This window comes from Hungatella sp. SL.1.14 (assembly GCF_024460495.1).
Lineage (GTDB): Bacteria > Bacillota > Clostridia > Lachnospirales > Lachnospiraceae > Hungatella > Hungatella hathewayi.
In genome coordinates, this window is sequence record NZ_JANFYJ010000002.1 from 1 (window position 1) to 19477 (window position 19477).

A 19477-nucleotide genomic window follows, 5' to 3' on the forward strand; every position below is an offset into this window, starting at 1 on the left:
TGCCAAGCGATATCTCTATGCTTGCAGATATTTCTGGAATTCTGTATGGATCCTCTAACGCTGGCTGGACTGGAAACATGGATTCCGGCCTTTCTGCCTTTGGATTGAAATTTAAACGGACTACCTCCTAGACAGGCGATGGTGCTGCTTTGGAAATGGATTCAGGAATCTCACGGCATGCTTTCTTTCTGAGTCTGCTGACCCAGTTGTAAAAGGTCCCGGGATGAATCCCATGTTCCTTGCATCACTGAAAATCAGTGAGACCGCTGCTCCTGCATTCCATAATCAGCTGGTATTGCTTGTCAGCTGGTACTCTGGCATTGTAATTGGACATTTTTTAACACCTCCACAAATATGTAGTGAAGTGCTCGCATCTGACAATGGGATTTATTGTATTCCAGAGTAAAATGCTTGCATCTGGCTATCTACTATTATGGAGTATTTGGTAGTAAAGCGCCAGCCTCCCTAATACTTGGCGCTTACAAATGACGGAATCAATTTTGGATAAACTTATCTTATTAAAAGACCATGAAAATCAGATTGCTTCTTATTCTCATACTTTTTAAGTAAACAAGAAAAGAAAAGGAGCAGGTGATTTCCGTAGCTTCATGCTACAGTATACAGCGCAGGTTTAAGATGAAAACAGGGAACTGACAGAACGGTTTAGATGGCTACCAGAGAAAAAGAATACCACTGAGGCAGCTTTTTCTTACATGGACTTTGGGCAAATAAATGTACATTGTGCCGATACCAGTTTCACACAAAGAAAGCCCCCTCCGGGAGAATGCGGGGGCTGTCGAGGTGAACCTGACAACAGAGAAAATAGCAGATATTGATAAGTAGCTTGGACAAAGGAAAATATCCTGTATGTTTGGCGGATCACCAGTTAAAAAATAGGGGGACTTACAGATAAAAAAGAAGTGATATTATTAACCGGCACAGGCCGCTGTGAAGATTATGAATGAAGCCAGGTTTGATGCGCTTGCATATGAGATGGATCTCTTTTCCCGCAGCTCAATCTGCAGTTTAATTGCGGAGGCGCAAACGTACGGTAAGATAGTCATGCTGGTGATGCCCCCACAGAAGAACTTCTGTCACTGAATATCCTGCAGCAGAGGAACATCCGGGATACGCTGCATGCCTATCAGCCGGCAAAACGCTGTAATGAAAATCGTGTCATGGCTGAGGCTGCAAAGTAGAGCGTGAAGCACGCATTAATGATATTGCACTAGGCATCATCGTCACACCATTAGCGATTGAGGAGTTTAACGGATCCCGCGGCAAACTTTACAAAACATGTTTGCAAAATGTCCTGTAGCATGTCCAGGTACAGCGGATGAGGCTGCCAATGCGGTGGAACTTTTGATGAGCTATAAAGGAGCATCTATTACCGGCGCTACGTTCCTTATTGATGGCGGCGCGACTTCCAACTATTATTACGGCCCCCCTAGGCCCCAGGAAGAAAGCTCAAATCAAAGTGTCTGAGTTTTTTCCTTTGCAGCTGCAAATTCGGAGGGAACGGCCTCGTCAGGCAGGGAGTCATGGATTTTACAGGTTCCTGCCTCCCTGGCAGTCTCATAGTACCAGCACTTATAATCCAGAATTGCGAGGGTATCCTGCATTTGGGCAATTTGCTTCTTAACAATATCCCGCTGCTCTTGCATCAGTGCCAGACGTTTATCGATAGTACTGTCGCCCTCCATGCACCAATCCATGAAGGTTTTAATTTCTTTGATTGGCAGACCGGCTTTTTTCAGACATTCAATGATGGACAGCCACTGGAAGTCTGCATCTTTAAACATCCGGATTCCCCCGCCGGATCGCTCCACAAAGGGCAGAAGTCCTTCCTTGTCGTAATAGCGTAAAGTAGAGGGCGCCACACCCATTTTTTTTGCCATTTCACCTACCGTATAAAACATGATGATCTCCATTCCTGAAAAGTTGAATACTTAAAAACTGAAAAAAAATCTTGACTTAAACCTGACTTTAAGTTGTATAGTTTGATTGAACTTATAAGCAAAGAGTAACATGCAGAAATAATAAAGTCAAGATGGAGGTAAAGAAAATGAATTTTAATGGGAACATTCCAACCCGTATCCTGTTTGGCGCTGGATGTCTGAATGATCTGCATACCCAGATCATGCCGGGAAAGAAAGCAATGCTTGAATGCGACCGCATTCTGCTTACGGATGAAGAATGTGCAGCAATTTACGAAAAATCGTATCGTTAAACAAGGAGGCATTTATGAAAATCTTATTGTTATATTACTCTTATGGTGGAAATACGCACCGTGCTGCGCGGCATATTCAAAAGATATTGGGCTGTGATGTACAGGAAATTTTGACTGTGACACCCTATTCAGGAGATTACAATTCGGTTGTCAGTCAGGGACAACGGGAAGTGGAGGAAGGATACGAGCCGCCGGTCCGCCCCTTTGATAAGGATCTAAACCATTATGATACGGTGATTCTGGGAACCCCTGTCTGGTGGTATACCTTTGCTCCGGCTGTAAAGACGGTTCTTTCCGCCGCTGACTGGAATGGAAAAACGGTTTATCCGTTTGCCACAAACGGCGGATGGATTGGCCATGCATTTCGTGATATGAAGAAGGCCTGTGCCGGAGCTGACGTAAAACAGGGATTGAATATCCGTTTCGATGGAGATCAGATGCAGACCTCAATTGCAGAAATCGACCGTTGGACGGCAGAGATTAAGGAGGAATAAAGAATGGAAAGACCCTATGTTTTCTGTCATATGATGACGTCGCTGGACGGTAAGATCATGGGAAACTATATGGAAGCGCCGGAGGCCGGTCCTGCCGGTGACGCTTTTTATCAAATCGCTTTCGGTAAAAAACCAAAATACCTGCATCAGGGATGGTTGTCCGGACGTGTGACCACCGATGATAATTTTACCATGTACCGCAGACCGGCGCTGGATGAGAAAGCGCCCGAAGTGCCGGAGGGTGACTTTGTTGCGGAGAAAGCACCCATGTATTATGTTTCCATTGATCCGTCCGGCAGACTCGGATGGGAAGAAAATACGCTTACCTATATTGATACCACCGCTCATGTACTGGAGGTGCTGACGGAACAGGCCTCCAATGCATACAAAGCCTTTCTTCGCAAACTGGGCATTTCCTACATCATTGCAGGAAAGAAAACCCTGGATTACAGTGAAGCTCTGATGAAATTAAAGCGCTTGTTTGGAATTGAGACTGTGATGTTAGGAGGAGGCGGTGTGCTGAACTGGTCCTTTATCCAGGCGGGGATGTGCGATGAGATCAGTGTGATGATAGCGCCCTGTGCAGATGGCTCTGCAGAGACACAGACCCTGTTCCAGGCCAGGGCAGGATTAAGCACAGAGGAACCGGTTGGCTTTACTCTGAAAAGTGCTGACGTACTGGAGGGAGATGCCGTATGGCTCCGCTATCTTGTAAAGGAAAGGATCAAATGAACCAGATAAAAGATGGATTCCCGGGAATTAGGACATATTACTTCGGATCTCTCTGCGTATGACACCATGGGAAATCCGGAAATCATGCAGATTGCGCTGATAAACGAAAAGATACGCCGCCAGGAGAGAAATCAAAATGCCTGGCGGCGTATCTTCTTATATTTCATACAATATTTCATACAATTTCCTGACTGCCTCAATGAACTTTTTCGTTGAGCAGTGGGCTCATTGGCATTAATCAGGCCATATGGAATGCCCCATGCCCCATGCTTTCCAGTTGCAAAATATAGAATTATAAAGTATAATATGGATTAGGTACCAAGAATTTTTATGAAATATTCATAAGAACTCAGCTTAATATTTAAATTATGGTTTCATATTCAGAAAATAAGCGAAAGAAGTTGTAATCAATATGGACAGAATACATAATCTGACAGAACACGTGTTCTACATACCGGGCATCAGTCACTTTGTATCATCTAAAAAAGCCATCCAGACGACGGAATGGGGCAGGGATCCTTTTTCAGCATCTGGATGGCTTTTTGTGCCTTTGCATCGTACACGGAGTTATTTCCGTATTGCCCGTCTATCATGACCAGTCCTTGAAAGCTTTTCGGTAAACTGATAGATTAATGAGGAGGAAACGAGATGAAGCGCAACGGAAACAGGGGAATGGCAGGTATGCTGGGTGCGGTCCTGATACTTTTGGTACTGACTGGATGCGGCAGACAGATATCGGTACCTGAAGAAAAAATTGTGATCAAAATTCTTTATAATGGAAATTTTAATCAGGTAAAGGAATTGGTAGAGTCTGCCTGCGGCGATATCGAGCTTCAGACGGAACTGTCGCTTTATACCAGCGAGCAGCTTCGCCGTTTGGACAGAGGCGTTGGGCCGGACCTGGTGATCACGGCGCAGCCCGATTCAAACATGGTGAGGAAGCATTTACTGGATATCAGCGACACAAAGGCCAGCGCCGCCTATGACGGCACCATTATGAATGCCTGGAAGACAGATGGAAAGACGTATATGATCCCGCTGCCCGGTGTGTACAGTGGCTATGTAGTCAATGAAACGTTGTTTCAGCAGGCAGGAATCGCTTTGCCCACAAATAATGATGAACTGGTAACCGCTCTTACCGAACTAAAAGAGAGAGGGCTTGGCACTGGAGAGGATGGCGTGAGTTTTTCCATCATGAGCGACTATAATACGGCGGTAGGCCTGTTCTATGTCGGAAATATGGTGCCTGATTTCCTGGGGACCGTTGAGGGAGTCAAATGGCTGGCGGATTTTAGAGATAAACAGGCGACCTTTACCGGTGTTTGGGAACAGAGCTTCACTCTGTCAGATGCCCTTGTAGCCGCAGGCGTTATGGATCCCGCTGATATTGCCCATCAGCGCAATATCGTTCTCTGTAAGAAGCGTTTGAGCCAGGGAACTCTTGCGGCAGCTTTCGGAGACTCTGCACTATATTATGAGTGTGTTGCCGAAAACCAGAAGGCGGTAAAGGAAGGTACGTCAAAGGCATATGTCTACCGGATGCTCCCGCTTTTCAGTGATGAGGGAAATGAACCCTGGTTTCTGTTCTCGCCGTCCGCCTTTATGGGCGTCAATAATAGCATTAGTAAAGAAAAACAGGATGCCTGCAAGCGTATTCTGGAATTACTTTCGACACCGGAAGGGCAGGCCGCTTTAATTGAGGATATGGGCGGAGGAATGTCCTGCCTTACTGATTATCAGCAGCAGGAGGAGTTAATTCCACTGGGAGTAGAAACGTATGTGGAATCAGGATATGTATATAATGTCTTATTTCCAGGTAAAACCGTGGAATACCTGGGCGGGTATGTGAGAAATGTCATGTCCGGCCAATGCTCGCTAGAAGAAGCCCTGCAGTCGATTGACCAATTCTACTATGAGGGGACGGACGAAAATTCCTATGATTTTTCTGTTATCGGGATGGTAGGTCATGATCTGCTGCTGGATAATTTCAATGTGCGCCGCAGGGAGACGGAACTTGGCAATTTTATAGCAGACTGCGTAGCAGAAGCGTCAGGAGCGCCCATTGCAGTGGTCAATGGCGGCGGAATCCGGGCCAGCTTCTATCAGGGGGTGGTCTATGGAGGAGATCTTGCGGTGGTGTGTCCTTTTAACAACCAAATCATTGTATTGGAAATGGATGGGCAAACTCTGTGGGATATGCTGGAAAACGGCCTGTCTGTCTGTACGGAAGAGTTTCCAGGCGGCCGATTTTTACAGGTATCCGGGCTCCGCTATACCTTTGACAGCAGCAAACCGGCCGGCAGCAGGCTGGTAAGCGTGACACTTCCCGATGGTACGGCACTGGATTTGGATGCAGACTGCCAGGTAGCTGTGACAGACTATATGGCCGGTTCCAGAACCTACGCGGAAGGCAACGGAGACGGCTTTACAATGCTTAATTATTATGATGACGCCACCCCGAAGGGCCGTGTTGCGCTGGTGAAAGAAACCGGGCTGCTTTATCGTGACGCTTTAGCACAGTATTTTGAACGGCATCGGGACAGCGTTGTGGAGACCATGCTGGAAGGAAGAATCAGCGATTTGGCGCAGGACAAATAAAAAGACCCTGCGGGCGGAAAGGAGGGGGAGGATTGAACAGACACAAAAAAAAGACTGATAAGCATATCGTATTGATTTTTGTCCCCGGACTGCTTTTGATGATTGCGATCCTGTGTACCCTTGCGGTGATAAACTATCAAAAGGTATCGGAACGCACGGTGACCAACATCAGCGGGGTTTACCTGCGGGAAATGACGACGCAGTTAAGCAGCCATTTCCAAACCAACTTAAACAGCCAGTTTTCTCAGCTCCGCACGATCACAAACGCCCTGTCAGAGAGTGACTTAAAGGATGAAGAAAGCCTGAAGCTTTTCCTGGCACGCGCGCAGTCAGACAATGATTTCACACACATCGCGTTCATCAGCGATAAGGGAATCGCCTATTCTTCAGAAGGCGTCGTACCTGCGATGTCCAAAATCTCCGGACTGGATCAGTTGCTGTCTGGTTCTGGAGAACTGATCTCAGTCAACGAAACGATCTGGGAAAGCGGCACGATTCTGCTGGGGGCTGCCATGTCTCCCGTGGAGTTCGAGGACTGCCGGCTGGTCGCCGTGATTATTGGAATCCATACTTCTGATATTGGCTCGAGACTGGGAATGGACAGTAAGACGGCAACAGATTCCTACACCAATATCGTGACCAGAAACGGGGATTTTGTGATCAAAAGCGCCTCTTCAGAGGAGGTCATATATGGAAGCAACTTGTTGACGGTCTATGAACAGCATGCAGTCTTTGACAAGGGATATGATTTTCCGTCCTTCCACGCAGCCATCGATGCGGGGGAAAGCGGGCTGACGCTGCTGACTGTCGGCACGCACCACGTGTACCTTTACTATATGCCAATCCAGGGGACGGACTGGTACATGGTAACCAGTATGTCATACGAGACTGTCAACAACCAGATTGTCTATTTAAGCCAGTTTATGGCGGGAGTAGGCGCAGGGATCTTTTTTGTCATATTCGCCACTGTGATAACGTTTTTCCTTCTGTTTAGACGAAGTGAGAAACGCAGCAATGAGCTGCTGCGGCTGGAAAAGGAACGGGCGGAGGCAGCCAGCCGTGCGAAAAGCAACTTCCTGTCTCAGATGTCTCATGAAATCCGTACTCCGCTCAACGGCATTATGGGGATGGTGGAGCTTGGGAAGAACCATATTGATGAACCCGGCCGGATGCGTAACTGCCTGGACAAAATTACATTTTCGTCCGCACACCTCCTCTCCCTGATCAATGATATCCTGGACATGTCCAAAATTGAGAGCGGAAAAATCGAACTGCATCCGGAGCTGTTTGACTTGGGAAAGCTTCTGCGTGCATTAACGACGGTGTTCCATGTGCAGGCGATTAACAGGCAGATAGACTTTCAGATCTTTCTTCGGGGAGAGGTCACGGAGTATCTGGTTGGCGATGCGCTTCGCCTGAACCAGATACTGACGAATCTGCTCTCCAACGCTGTGAAATTTACCCCGGCGCAGGGAAGTGTCAACCTGAACATAGAAACGCTGCGCCGTGATGATCACAGGATATGGCTGCGCTTTGAGGTTAAGGACACCGGCCGCGGAATCGCACCGGAGAATATCGACCGTATATTTGAACCTTTTACCCAGGAAAACAGCGGGATTGCCCGGAATTATGGCGGCACAGGACTTGGCCTTCCCATCACCAGAAGCTTTACGGAAATGATGGGCGGATCCATTACTGTGTCCAGTGAGGTGGGGGCGGGCAGCGTCTTCACCGTTGATTTGCCCTTTGACTGTGCACCGGATGACGTATACAAGGACGCACAACCCTGCGGAAGCGGCCAGTCGGTTTTGGTTGTGAATCAGATAGAAGAACTGAAAAATAATCTCACTGATGTGCTCAGAAAGGAGAATTTCCGGGTGGATTCCGTATCTGATGAGGAGACGGCCCTGTGCAGGATCCATGCGGCGATGCAAAATGGCACGCCCTATGAATTGTGTTTCATAAAGTGGGACGTTTGCCAGGAGATGAAGCTGTTTGCTTCAAAGATTCGAAGCGAGTCAGACAATCCGGATCTGAAGCTCATTCTGACAGGGCAGGACCAGGACGATCTGGATGACATGGCTGCTCTATGTGGTGCCGATGCGACTCTGTGCCGTCCGGTATTCCATTCAGATCTTGCAGTACTTATGACGGTAGTGACGGGACAGAATCAGGACCAGACGAAACCAGAACAGTCAGCTGTTCTGACCGGCAAGCAGGTTCTGCTGGCAGAAGATAATGAAATCAATCTGGAGATTGCCGCTGCACTGCTTCAGGATGCGGGTGCCATTGTTACTTCCACCCAAAATGGACAGGAAGCGGTTGAACGGTTTTCCGAAGCGCGGGAGGGCTTTTATGATCTGATCCTGATGGATATTCAGATGCCGGTGATGGATGGCTGCAGTGCAGCACAGGCAATCCGGGCGCTTCCCCGTTCGGATGCGAAATGCACCATCATCATTGCCATGACGGCCAATTCCTTCCGCGAGGACATTCAGAAATGTCTGGACAGCGGCATGAATGCACATATTGCAAAGCCATTTATATTGAATGACATCACCAGTGCCTACCTGGAAGTTTTAGGGAGCTGGAAACTGCGAAAGGCGGATATAGACAGACATGTTGATGTATGACAGAATTTATGAAATTCTAAAAAACAGAATTGTAAGCAGACTGTTACCAGGAGGATCAAGCCTTCCTTCCCGCGCAAAGTTATGTGTAGAGTTTGGAACCTCGGAAAAAACCGTTCGCCGGGCTTTAGCCATGTTAGAGAAAGAGGGGCTTATTGAAACAACACAGAGGAAACGTCCCACGGTCAGCTTTATGCAAAATACCGGTCACAGGACGACCGTGCTCGCTCTTGAAAAAATAGATAAAGATATCACAAGCGATGTACTAAAAGCAGGCGTACTGCTGTGTTACCCGGTGATTAAAAAGGGGATCGCGCTCTGCAGTCAGGAAGACCTTCAAATTCCACGCAGAATAGTGGATCATATGGATAGTGGGAACGCAGAGGAGTTTTGGAGACTGTCGAAACTTTTTTACCGGTTTTTTGTTGCCAGAAATGAGAATTCTTTGATTTTACAGGCTGTTGACAGCCTGGGACTTTCAGACCTGAGCCCCCTGCGTGACGATATACAGATCAGAACCAGATATTATGAGCAGGTGCAGGAGTTTATGAGGACCCTTGAGACGGGAGGTGTTCCAGAACATGTCCATTTTGATGATATGTCAGATATCTATGGGATGACGGAGGGAAATACCCCGGCCTTTCAGGCCGCTCCCGATTCCGCTGTGATTCATGGAAAAAAGCAGCTGGAAAAACTGCTGGAGGATTCAGAGGTAAGATATTCCGCTGTGTATATGGATATTATTGGTCTGATTGCTGCCGGCAGCTATCAGCGGGAAGACAAGCTTCCAACGCACGCGGAGCTTCAAAAAATATATGGCGTCAGCGTAGATACTACGACCAGAGCGATACAGATTCTGCGGGAATGGGGTGTTGTAAAGACGGTTCGCGGCGTTGGCATATTTGTGACTGCAGATACGGCTGACATTCAAAAGATTCATGTGCCATCTCATTTAATCGCCTGTCATGTCCGCCGTTATCTGGATACGCTGGAGTTTTTGGAACTGACAATAGAAGGAGCGGCTGCCTGTGCCGCTGCGCGCGTTACGAAGCCGGAGCTGCTGGCGGTAAAAGAAAAAATGGAACGTTTTTGGAATGAGGAGTATCTGTATGGACGCACGCCGGCCATTCTTCTGGATTTTATTACGGAACATATCGGAATTGAGGCTCTCAGTACCATTTATGAGCTTTTGCAGAGAAATTTCCGAATCGGCCGCAGCATTCCGGGATTACTGACCACAGAAAAAACACCGGTGAACTGCGAAATCCATGAACAATGTATCGCGGTGATCGATGCTCTTTTGGCAGGCAGCCATGAGCAGTTCACAGAAAAAAACGTACAGCTGTTCGGGAATATCTACTGCCTGGTAAAGGAGGAATGCAGGCGGCTCGGATATTTTGAGCCGGCAGTTGAGGTTTATGATGGAACAGCGTTATGGAAATACACTGAACCGGAGAAAGATAAAATGACTCATAATAAAATAATTGAAAGCGGATGCGAACTGTATCGTATCATGGAGAATTATGGATTCGAAGCCGGGAATGGAAAAGAAGATGGCAGAGATACAGGCCTTTATAATGAGTTAAAGAAAGCCCTTAAGTGCCCAGATAACAAAGGATTAATTTCGTATTTAAAAGAAACTCAAATCACAGCATATGATTTTCTTTCCGCGTTTTTACAAATAAGTGAACCTTTCGCAGCGATGTATAAAAATGTATATGAGACCATGGAGAAGTATCAGGTCTATCAATCAGATCAGGCTATTAAAATCAGGCTGAGCGATGATGATAAAGTATTAAAAGAGCTTAATTTGTCATGCTTTGAAGAACATTTAAAAGTATATAAAAAGGTACGAATTGACAATCAGGTAAACTATTGGAAGTACAGCGATTATAAGAAACTGTTAAATTTCTTTGATATATTTGAAGATTCCATCCATTCTGACGAATCAATGGATTCCTGTGATCGGTATGATTACCCCAATATTTTATCCCCGGTAGATATGGATAATAAAGAGTTTTATGATATTTTGGAATATATATACCAATTGCTGATTCATACAGAGGAAGTAATTCAAAACTATAAAGATGATCAGACCCTGAGCAATGATACGTTTATCAGCAACCCATTTATATATAATTTCTTTCCATTTTTAGTATGCAGGTATAATTGTCTGGTTGGACAAATAGAAAAAAAGGGGTTAGCTGATCATTGTAAAGTCAATGATGCAATAAAGCTATTCCATTCTGTCAAGGATCATATCGATTCCTCAACAGAGGAAAGCGAAAAGATTATAAAGATTTTCGAACGGCTCTTAAACCTTCCTTTCTGGGAAAAACGATGGTATTTATACGAAATATGGGTTACTTGTATGACGATTCAGGCAATAGAAAGATATAGTCCTCAATTAAACATCAATAAGGATCATGTTTTACAAATGAATTGTAGTAAAGCATCTGTCGTTGCGAAGTTTAAAACTGAGGGCGGAGAAGACTTTGCAGTAGTTGCACAAATCGGTACACCTGCAAAGGTTAATCCCAATAGAAAAAGTATCAGGCCAGACATCAGGATTGCGAAGGAAGACTATAAGGAAGGGGAAAATACAAGGCTGATTGTTGAGTGCAAGCAAAGGATTAATATGGAAAAGGAGGTTTTAGAAAATAATATTAAGATATATGAAGATGAGTCGGAAAAAAGTATCCAAAATATCTTTGTTAATTATGATGTATTTCCTCAACTCTCCAACGAGCCTTCCAAGACAGCGCTATTTTCAGAGTTTCGACCAGGCAAATCAGGTATTATTGATACATTTAAAACGCTTGTAACAGAGACTCTTTACAGGCAGAAGATTAAACCTGTATCAAAATATGATTTGGTACTGTTTGATGTCAGTGAAAGTATGGAGGGAATGTATAGCTACAGCGATGTTGTAAATCAAATTCTTGCTTTACAAGAACAGAATCCGGATCTGGATGGAATGTTATTTAATGAAAATCTGGTTTCTCAAATAGACATGAAAAAGGTAACGGAAGAATGGCTGGAATCCAATATTTCTGGGGGGACAAATATTAACGCTGTTCTTGGTTCCCTGAGTGAAAAGTATCCGAAATATACGAAACTGCTGATCTTGTCAGATATAGAAAAGTCAATGATCTATCACGAATATCTGAAAAAATACAATATTACAATTTGTCTTCCTGATTATATAATAGTTTAATATTTCTTTCTCATGTATGATACTTAAGCGGGTTCGGAAACGAGTTCCGATATTCAGATGACGACAGGATATCAGATACGTAACATAATATCTGGTATCCTGTCATACCTCCGCCCGCTCACAATTCACTAAAAACCGCCGTTCAAATTCTTCCACCGGCATAGGCTTATAGAAAATAAATCCCTGTATGTAATCACATCCCAGTTTCTTTAAAAACTCTACATATTCTTTCGTTTCAATTCCCTCAGCAACCGTCTTCAAATTCAGTTCTTTAGCGGTCTCGACGATGTGTCGGACGAGAACGCGTTCTCTGGGATCTGAGTAGTTACAAAACAGTGAGCGGTCAATCTTCAGGGTCTTCAGCTCTGTAGTTGTCAGGACGCTGAATGAGGAATAGCCGCTTCCGAAATCGTCAAGAGAACAGGAAAATCCGTAATGATACAGCTGTTTCACCACGACCTGTACCAGATCGATCTGGTTTAAGACAATGCTTTCGAGGAGTTCGAATTCGATGCAGTCCTTGGGACAGGGCGCTTTTTCGTAGACCTGCTTGTACAGGTCAAGGAAATAACGGTAATTAAACATGTTGCTGGAAAGATTGACGCTGATTTTGATCTTCTTATTATACTGCTTTATCCAGCGGTTGATGGTGCGGCATACATGCTCGAACATGTACAGGTCCAGATCGCCGATCAGACCGTTTTTTTCCAGCTCCGGCAAAAAATCACTTACCGGAATCATTCCTTTTTCAGGATTGATCCAGCGTACCAGTGCTTCCGCTTCCGTGACCTCCCCTGTGCGCAGATTGACTTTCGGCTGGAGATAAAGTTTAAAGTCTTCATGTTCCAGCGCTGGCTGGAAATCCTGCTCCATGTTGTAATTTCCCAGATTCGTATCATTGTAAGTCAGACCGTATACTTCCATGTGTGAGTTGCGCAGATGGCTTTCCGCACTTTCCGTACGGCAGATATCGGCATTGTACTGGGCGGTCAAAAAGTCCGGGGGATCGCTGCCCAGCAGGAAGATTCCATAGCCCATATATACTTTTCCGTACTGCTCGCCATAGGGCCAGTCACGGATTCTCGTATTGATATCAATGGTATAGTGGAAAATATCATCGTAGTCCTTCGGAATATGGACCAGGAGGAGATAGTAGCCGGCATGGATATGGGCAATATATTCTCCGGGGTTCAGCCAGGACTCAACACAATCATAAATCATGGCAGTCAGCCGGTCCCCGGCTTCCCGTCCGAACATACGGTTGAAAATACGAAACCGTTTGACTTTCATGCTGATCAGGGCGTAGTCGTCGGGATTTTTACTGCATATTTCTTCATAACGTGCTTTTATCCACTGCTCATTTTTTAAATCAGCCATCGTGTTATCCTCTGTTTTTTCTGACTTTTTGGAATCGTTCTGTCTTTACAAAAAGTTACATAATATGCTTGCTTAATAACAACTATATCATATTTGTAACCCATGGGCAATGCAGCACACCAAATTTTAGCAAAAACATATCACGGGTTCCGTCTCTGAACACTTGCAGCACTCCTCTGAAATGATTATAATGTGTAGAGAAGAACAGGAGGAAAACATGCGATGATAGAAGATGTGATCGATTACAACCGTAAATTTGTGGCTGAAAAAAACTACGAACCCTATGAAACCAGCAAATATCCGGATAAAAAGCTGGCAATACTGACCTGCATGGATACAAGGCTGACAGAGCTTCTCCCTGCGGCGCTGGGAATTCACAACGGAGATGCCAAGATTATTAAGAATGCAGGAGGCGTGATCAGCCACCCCTATGGAAGTGCGGTGCGGAGCCTTCTGGTGGCGGTTCTGGAACTGGGTGTGGAAGAGATTATGGTAATTGGCCATACAGACTGCGGCGTCCAGGGCATGGATGGCAAAAAAATGGTGGAGAAGCTGAAAGCACGGGGATTCCGGAAGAGCATATCGATATCATACGAAAGAGCGGAATCAATCTGGAACAGTGGCTGGGGGGATTTGAGTCGGCAAAGGAGGCAGTGAAGGAGTCGGTAGACAGCCTGAAAAACCATCCATTGATGCCAAAGGATCTTGTGATTCGGGGATTTATGATGGATTCTGTAACAGGAGAGTTAACTGCTCTTTGTTAGAAATATGACAAATTTTCTGTAGAACAGGAATGCAGGACGGATTCTCAGTAGAACTTTTTTTTAATAAGCGGTATACTGATAACCATACGAAAGACAGAACAGGAGAGAATGTCATATGAAGGCCGCAAAGAAAATAGATATGACTCAGGGGTCCATCATGAAACGGGTGCTGTTATTTGCGCTTCCCATCTGTGTGGGAAACGTGCTGCAGCAGCTGTACGGTACCGTCGATACACTGGTAATCGGCAATTTCTGCGGTTCCGTATCGCTGGCTGCCGTGGGCACCAGCAGCCAGCCGGTGGAGATTCTGCTGTGCGTATTCCTGGGGCTGGGCACAGGGGTATCCATCCTCGTTTCGCAGTTTACCGGCAGGGGTGACATGGAAAGCCTGAAAGAGATCGGAGCGACAGCCATATCCTTTTTATTTTTGTGTTCCATACCGCTGACGATCATCGGGCAGTTCGCCGGTCCGGCGGTTTTGCGGTTCATGCAGGTGCCGGATGATACGTGGGAACTGGCCAATGCTTATATCAGCATCATTTTTTTCGGAACTCTGGGGAATATGGGGTACAATATGAATGCGGGAATCCTGCGGGGAATGGGAGACAGCAACGCGTCTCTGCTGTTTTTGATTGTATCCTGTGTTGTGAACATTGTCCTGGATCTCCTGTTTGTGGCCGGTATGGGCATGGATGTGCCCGGTGCGGCGCTGGCGACTACCATAGCCATGTACTGCTCCTGGCTGTTCAGCATCGTCTACATCCGTAAAAAGTATCCGGAGTTCGGCTTTACGTATCTGCCGCACCGGATGAACAGGCGGATGCTGGGAAGTATTGTGGCGATCGGACTTCCGCTGGGGCTGAACAGCTCGATCTATTCCGTGGGCCATATTCTGATGCAGTCTCTGATTAATCTGCAGGGCTCCGTATTTATTGCCGCCTGTTCGGTGAGCAGCAAGGTCACGGGAATTGCCAACGTGGCGATCACCTCGTTATCCTCGGCGGCCACGACGTTCTCAGGCCAGAACCTGGGAGCGGGGAATTACGTCTATTTAAAGAAAGGCGGGATACGGATTCCGCTGTTTTCAGGTCTCATTACCTGCATCGCAGGGCTGGTCGTGACGTTTTACTGCCGCCCGCTTCTGGAACTCTTTACCAGGGATGCGGAGGTTCTCGACATAGCGGTCCGGTATATTCGGATTGTCCTGCCGTTCACGTGGGCCTATGCGGTCTTTAACGGCATCATCAGCTTCGTGAACGGTATGGGGGAGGTCCGATTTCCTACTGTGGTCAACCTCCTGATGCTGTGGGCCGTGCGGATTCCATGTGCCTGGCTGATTACCAGCTATATAGACGGCGGCTATGTGATGGCCTGTCTGCCCATCAGCTTTGTATTCGGAATGCTCTGCATGTTCAGCTATTTCTTCTCGAAAAACTGGAAGAAGATCGGAAAAATGGCGGCGGAGCAGCAGGGCAGACTATGAAATACTGAAAAGCAATCCGTTTACGGCTTCCCCAGATAGTCCCGTTCAAATTCCTCCACAGGGATTGGCCTGCTGAATAGATACCCCTGAAACAGATCGATTCCGCAGGCACGCAGGACCGCATACTGCTCTTCATTCTCGATTCCCTCTGCCACCATGCGGATTCCAAGCTTGAGGCAGACTTCGGAAATGGATTCCACGATCGCCCGGTTCCGGGAATTCGTGGTGATGTGGTCTACCATTCTCTTATCTAAATTCAGCGCATCAAAGCTAACTTCAGACATGAGAGCGACATTGGCACACTCCGTACCGAAATCATCGAGTGTAACAGTAAAACCGGTGCTTTGCAGTTCTGCGATCAGCTGTTTGATATCAATCGTTTCTTCATTGCGGACCTTTTCCGTGATCTCTATCTCCAGATAATTTGCCGGAATACCGTACTGGTTACAGATCTCCAGGAGCCGTCTGGAAAGCTCTGCTTCCCGCAGTGTATGAAGTGAGAAGTTGACGGAAACCGGGAAAATCTGTCTGCCCTGATCCTGCCATGACTTAAGTCTGGAGCACACGAACCGGAAAACATAGAAATCGATGAGGCTGACGGTATGGAATTCCTCCAGCAGGGGAAGAAATTCACCGGGCGTAATCAGGACACCGGGCTGCGGCGTATAACGGATAAGCGCTTCACAGCCGACGATCATACGGCTCTCAGATGAAATCTTAGGCTGAAAATAAACGAGAAAATGATTTTCAGCAATCTCTTTCCGCAGGGTATCGGAATTGGATAAATGCTGCAGCAGCTGGTCGCTGCAGCGGCGGTACCGGCGGGAAACGGGATTGATGCGGTAAAATGCTTTCTTGTTTTCGTACATCTTTGCATCGGCCACGGCAATAATCCGGTCGATATTATCGATGTGCTCCCTCCACTGGCAGCCGATGGCGGCCTGGCAGTCCGAGTCATTTTTAAATTTTTCCTTCAGATCACGTACCTGATTCTGGAAGACCTCCTGGGGGATTCCGGGACAGATGATGACAAATTCATCCCCGCCGATCCGATAGAAATCTGCCTGTGTAAACGCGGCCCTGATCCGTTTGGCACACTCGATCAGAACGCGGTCTCCGGACTCATGACCGTAATGATCATTGATATCCTTGAGCCCGTTGACATCCAGATAGACGATTCCCACAGGCTGGTTGGAGCCGGCCAGTGCTCCGGTATCGACGATGTACTTATTCCTGTTATAAAAATCAGTCAGTTTATCGTAGTAGCTTAAATGAGTCAGCAGCTGTTTGTTTTCCGCATGGTTTCTTGCCAGCATGAGGAAGTAGCACAGCGTTTGCAGCAGGGGACTGATATTCTGAAGTCGGGCAGGGGACGGATTATCGACTCCTAAATACCCGATTAATGTGCCATCCTGTTCCATAGGTGCAGCAGCCAGGCTGGTAATCGACTGGGCATGGAGAATCTGGTATTCTTCCGGGAAGGGTTCCCTGATCTCCTCCAGATCTTCAATGATCATACATTCTTTTTTATCAAAATATGTGATCCAGCGGGTGATCAGATTGAGCGGAAGATCCTGCAGCATTTCCCGCTGCGGTTCCACACCATCGGTACACCATTCATAGTCATTGTACATTTTACCATGTCTTATGTAGATAATATATGCCCGGTCGGCAGAGAGAAAGCTGCCAAGGCGCTCTAAAACCTGGGAAATGGCGGTGTCAATGTCTTCTGACTGATACAGTGTCTGGACGCATTTCGTAATCATCTCATTGGCTTCCAGCGTAAGTTTAAGCTGAAGCTTTTCTTTTTCGGATTCTGTGGTATCGAAGGCAAGCTCCATTCGGGCGGTCCGGCCCTCCCATTGGATCAGGCGGTCTTTTAAAATGTAATGACGCCGGGTCAGCGGATTGGTGTATTCCCATGTATAGGTTTCCCCCTCTTTTAAGATGGAGGAGGTGCAGAATTCACACGGGGAATCGAATCCCTGCAGGACCTGGTAGCATTTGCGGCTGTCCAGGGCATCGATGTGAAACGTTTCCATGCCTGCTTTATTAACGAAGAGCAGAGTGTGATCTTCGATATCCGAGACGTAGACCAGTTCAGAAATCTCATTCATGGGTCCGAGAAGACTGTCCACCATATGGGAGAGGTGTTCTTTCTTTTTTCTGCTGTCCTCCTCCGTCCGTTGAAGCTCTCTCTGGCGTCTCGCCTGACCGGCGCTGTAAAGGCAGAAGAGGAAGACTACCAGAAGAAAGAAGCAGTTCAGCAGAAGCAGGCTTTTTTCAGCCAGAAGCTCCCGATTTTCGGAAAACTGTTCCGCTGCCAGCACGGCCCGGTCGGCCAGATCGAAATAGGATTCACTGTCTTCAAAGAGCTTCTCGGTATCTCCGCCGGCTCTGACGAGGTAAATCTCTTCCTTCAGAAGATTCCAGTCTGTCTCCATCCGGAGTATCAGATCCTGAAAATCACTGCTGTTCATGCGGATCAGCCCATAGACGCCTTTCCCTGACTGCAGTTCCTCCAGTATTCCGTCTAACTTTTCGATCAGCAAGTCATTGGGAATCCCATTTAATTCTTCCTTCACGAGACGCTGGGTCGCGCCGCGAACAATGCCGGCGTAGTTGATCACCTTCGCATTGCCCTGTAAATTGTGAAAGCATAAGATCGAAAAGGTGCTGGAGAGAATGAGGGCTATCGCCAAAATAACAGGTAATATTTTCTTTTGCATGGGTGCCTCCGGGTTCAGTGTCATTGTAATTTCTTTTAACTTTAAGAGTACCATATTTCGCATGCCGTTGCAAGAAAGAAAGAGCAGCCGGACCACTTTTGCCGCTGTCTTCCATGTTGTAGCCATATGTGCTCTGTGATAGAATAGAAGCAGCAAAGTGAAGTCGTACGGAAGAAGGGGGTACACCGTGGATTTATTTTATCATGAGACGTTTACACAGAATGAGCAGATGCCGATGCAGCTTCGCCTGCACAGGGGGCAGATCAATTATATGATTCTGGAGCACTGGCACCGGAGTATCGAGATCGACTATCTGCTGGACTGTGAAGCAGATTTTTATATTAACGGAAAAAAGAAGCAGGTGGCTGCCGGAAGTATTACGCTGATCAACAGCGGGGATATTCACGCCCTGGAGCCCAGGGAAGTACCGGTGGATACGGAAGAGGAAGACAAAATTCATGGGATTTCCCTGTTCATATCCTATGAATTCCTGAAGAAGATATGTCCGGAGATCGATCAGATCACCTTCGAACTGGAGGGGCAGGAAGAGCGGCTGAAGGAGCTGAAGGAGGTTTTTAACAGCCTGATTCGTCTGGAACTGGCCCCTCCTGAGGAATACGGTTACTTAAAGAAAAATGCGATGCTCCATTCCCTGATGTATCTTCTTCTTACATATTTTAAGGAGCCGAAGAACCAGTCGTCCGTAAAGAGCCAGAAGTATATTGACAGACTGCGGGTGGTTCTGGATTATGTGGAGGAGAATTACCGGGAACCGCTGACGCTGCAGGGAGTAGCGGACCATTTCAGCGTGTCCATGGAATATCTGGCGAGAATTTTAAAGAAGTACACGGGCAACACGTTTAAGACCCATCTGAATCAGGTCCGTGTCAGCAAGGCGTTCCGGGACCTGCTGGAGACGGATTACTCCGTACTGGAAATAGCCATGCGCAATGGATTTTCGGATACGCGGTCTTTGATCAATGTCTTTCGTGACACGTACGGTATGACACCTTCCCAGTACCGGAAAAAGAACGCCAGGAGAGAAGCGGCAAAGGAAGCGGCCTCTGCGGAATACCCGCCGCATATCAGGGTGGTGGACGCACCGTAAGGTGCGGATGAATGTCCGGATGAATTCCTCTTTTTACAAAATGTCAAGAAACGTATCTGTTTTCAATAAATTATGTAAAGATTTCACAAAGGGAATCCGATACAATAGGAACATG

Annotated in this window: 11 protein-coding genes and 1 pseudogene; 9 read left to right on the plus strand and 3 right to left on the minus strand. The window is 46.7% G+C overall.

Going from position 1 to position 19477, the window contains the following annotated elements:
• Window positions 1-1472: 1472 nt before the first annotated feature.
• On the minus strand, window positions 1473-1919 hold the full coding sequence (locus NE473_RS02325; RefSeq protein WP_055650365.1) for a MerR family transcriptional regulator: 447 nt from the start codon (window positions 1917-1919) through the stop codon (window positions 1473-1475).
• Between the two features lie 146 nt (window positions 1920-2065).
• Between NE473_RS02325 and NE473_RS02330 the strand changes: the two genes are divergently transcribed.
• From NE473_RS02330 to NE473_RS02355, 6 genes are all read left to right on the plus strand, one after another.
• Window positions 2066-2230 carry a hypothetical protein gene (locus NE473_RS02330; RefSeq protein ID WP_172682262.1) on the plus strand — a complete coding sequence of 55 codons (165 nt, stop codon included), beginning with the start codon at window positions 2066-2068 and terminating at the stop codon, window positions 2228-2230.
• A gap of 14 nt (window positions 2231-2244) precedes the next feature.
• Window positions 2245-2724, plus strand: coding sequence for a flavodoxin (locus NE473_RS02335; protein WP_055650364.1), 480 nt, complete (start codon window positions 2245-2247; stop codon window positions 2722-2724).
• A gap of 3 nt (window positions 2725-2727) precedes the next feature.
• A complete protein-coding gene (locus tag NE473_RS02340; RefSeq protein ID WP_055650363.1) occupies window positions 2728-3456 on the plus strand; it encodes a dihydrofolate reductase family protein in 729 nt (242 codons plus the stop codon).
• A gap of 648 nt (window positions 3457-4104) precedes the next feature.
• Window positions 4105-6054, plus strand: a complete 1950-nt coding sequence (locus NE473_RS02345; protein ID WP_055650362.1) for an extracellular solute-binding protein — start codon at window positions 4105-4107, stop codon at window positions 6052-6054.
• A gap of 32 nt (window positions 6055-6086) precedes the next feature.
• A complete protein-coding gene (locus NE473_RS02350; protein WP_055650361.1) occupies window positions 6087-8687 on the plus strand; it encodes an ATP-binding protein in 2601 nt (866 codons plus the stop codon).
• Window positions 8680-11901, plus strand: a complete 3222-nt coding sequence (locus NE473_RS02355) for a GntR family transcriptional regulator (protein WP_256265164.1) — start codon at window positions 8680-8682, stop codon at window positions 11899-11901. Before NE473_RS02350 ends, NE473_RS02355 begins: the two co-directional genes overlap by 8 nt.
• A 102-nt stretch (window positions 11902-12003) precedes the next feature.
• On the opposite strand, the gene NE473_RS02360 is transcribed toward NE473_RS02355, so the two are convergent.
• A complete protein-coding gene (locus NE473_RS02360; protein WP_055650360.1) occupies window positions 12004-13278 on the minus strand; it encodes an EAL domain-containing protein in 1275 nt (424 codons plus the stop codon).
• A gap of 222 nt (window positions 13279-13500) precedes the next feature.
• Between NE473_RS02360 and NE473_RS02365 the strand changes: the two are divergent.
• Together NE473_RS02365 and NE473_RS02370 are read left to right on the plus strand one after the other, a co-directional pair.
• Window positions 13501-14042, plus strand: a pseudogene (locus NE473_RS02365) (beta-class carbonic anhydrase).
• 115 nt (window positions 14043-14157) lie between these two features.
• A complete protein-coding gene (locus NE473_RS02370; RefSeq protein WP_055650359.1) occupies window positions 14158-15525 on the plus strand; it encodes an MATE family efflux transporter in 1368 nt (455 codons plus the stop codon).
• A 20-nt stretch (window positions 15526-15545) separates the two neighbouring features.
• Here the strand turns inward: NE473_RS02370 and NE473_RS02375 are convergent, their stop codons facing one another.
• On the minus strand, window positions 15546-18254 hold the full coding sequence (locus NE473_RS02375; protein WP_055650375.1) for a sensor domain-containing phosphodiesterase: 2709 nt from the start codon (window positions 18252-18254) through the stop codon (window positions 15546-15548).
• 187 nt (window positions 18255-18441) lie between these two features.
• Between NE473_RS02375 and NE473_RS02380 the strand changes: the two genes are divergently transcribed.
• The gene (locus tag NE473_RS02380) at window positions 18442-19362 is read left to right on the plus strand and encodes an AraC family transcriptional regulator (protein ID WP_155560699.1); all 921 of its coding nucleotides are present in this window, start codon (window positions 18442-18444) and stop codon (window positions 19360-19362) included.
• Window positions 19363-19477 lie beyond the last annotated feature (115 nt).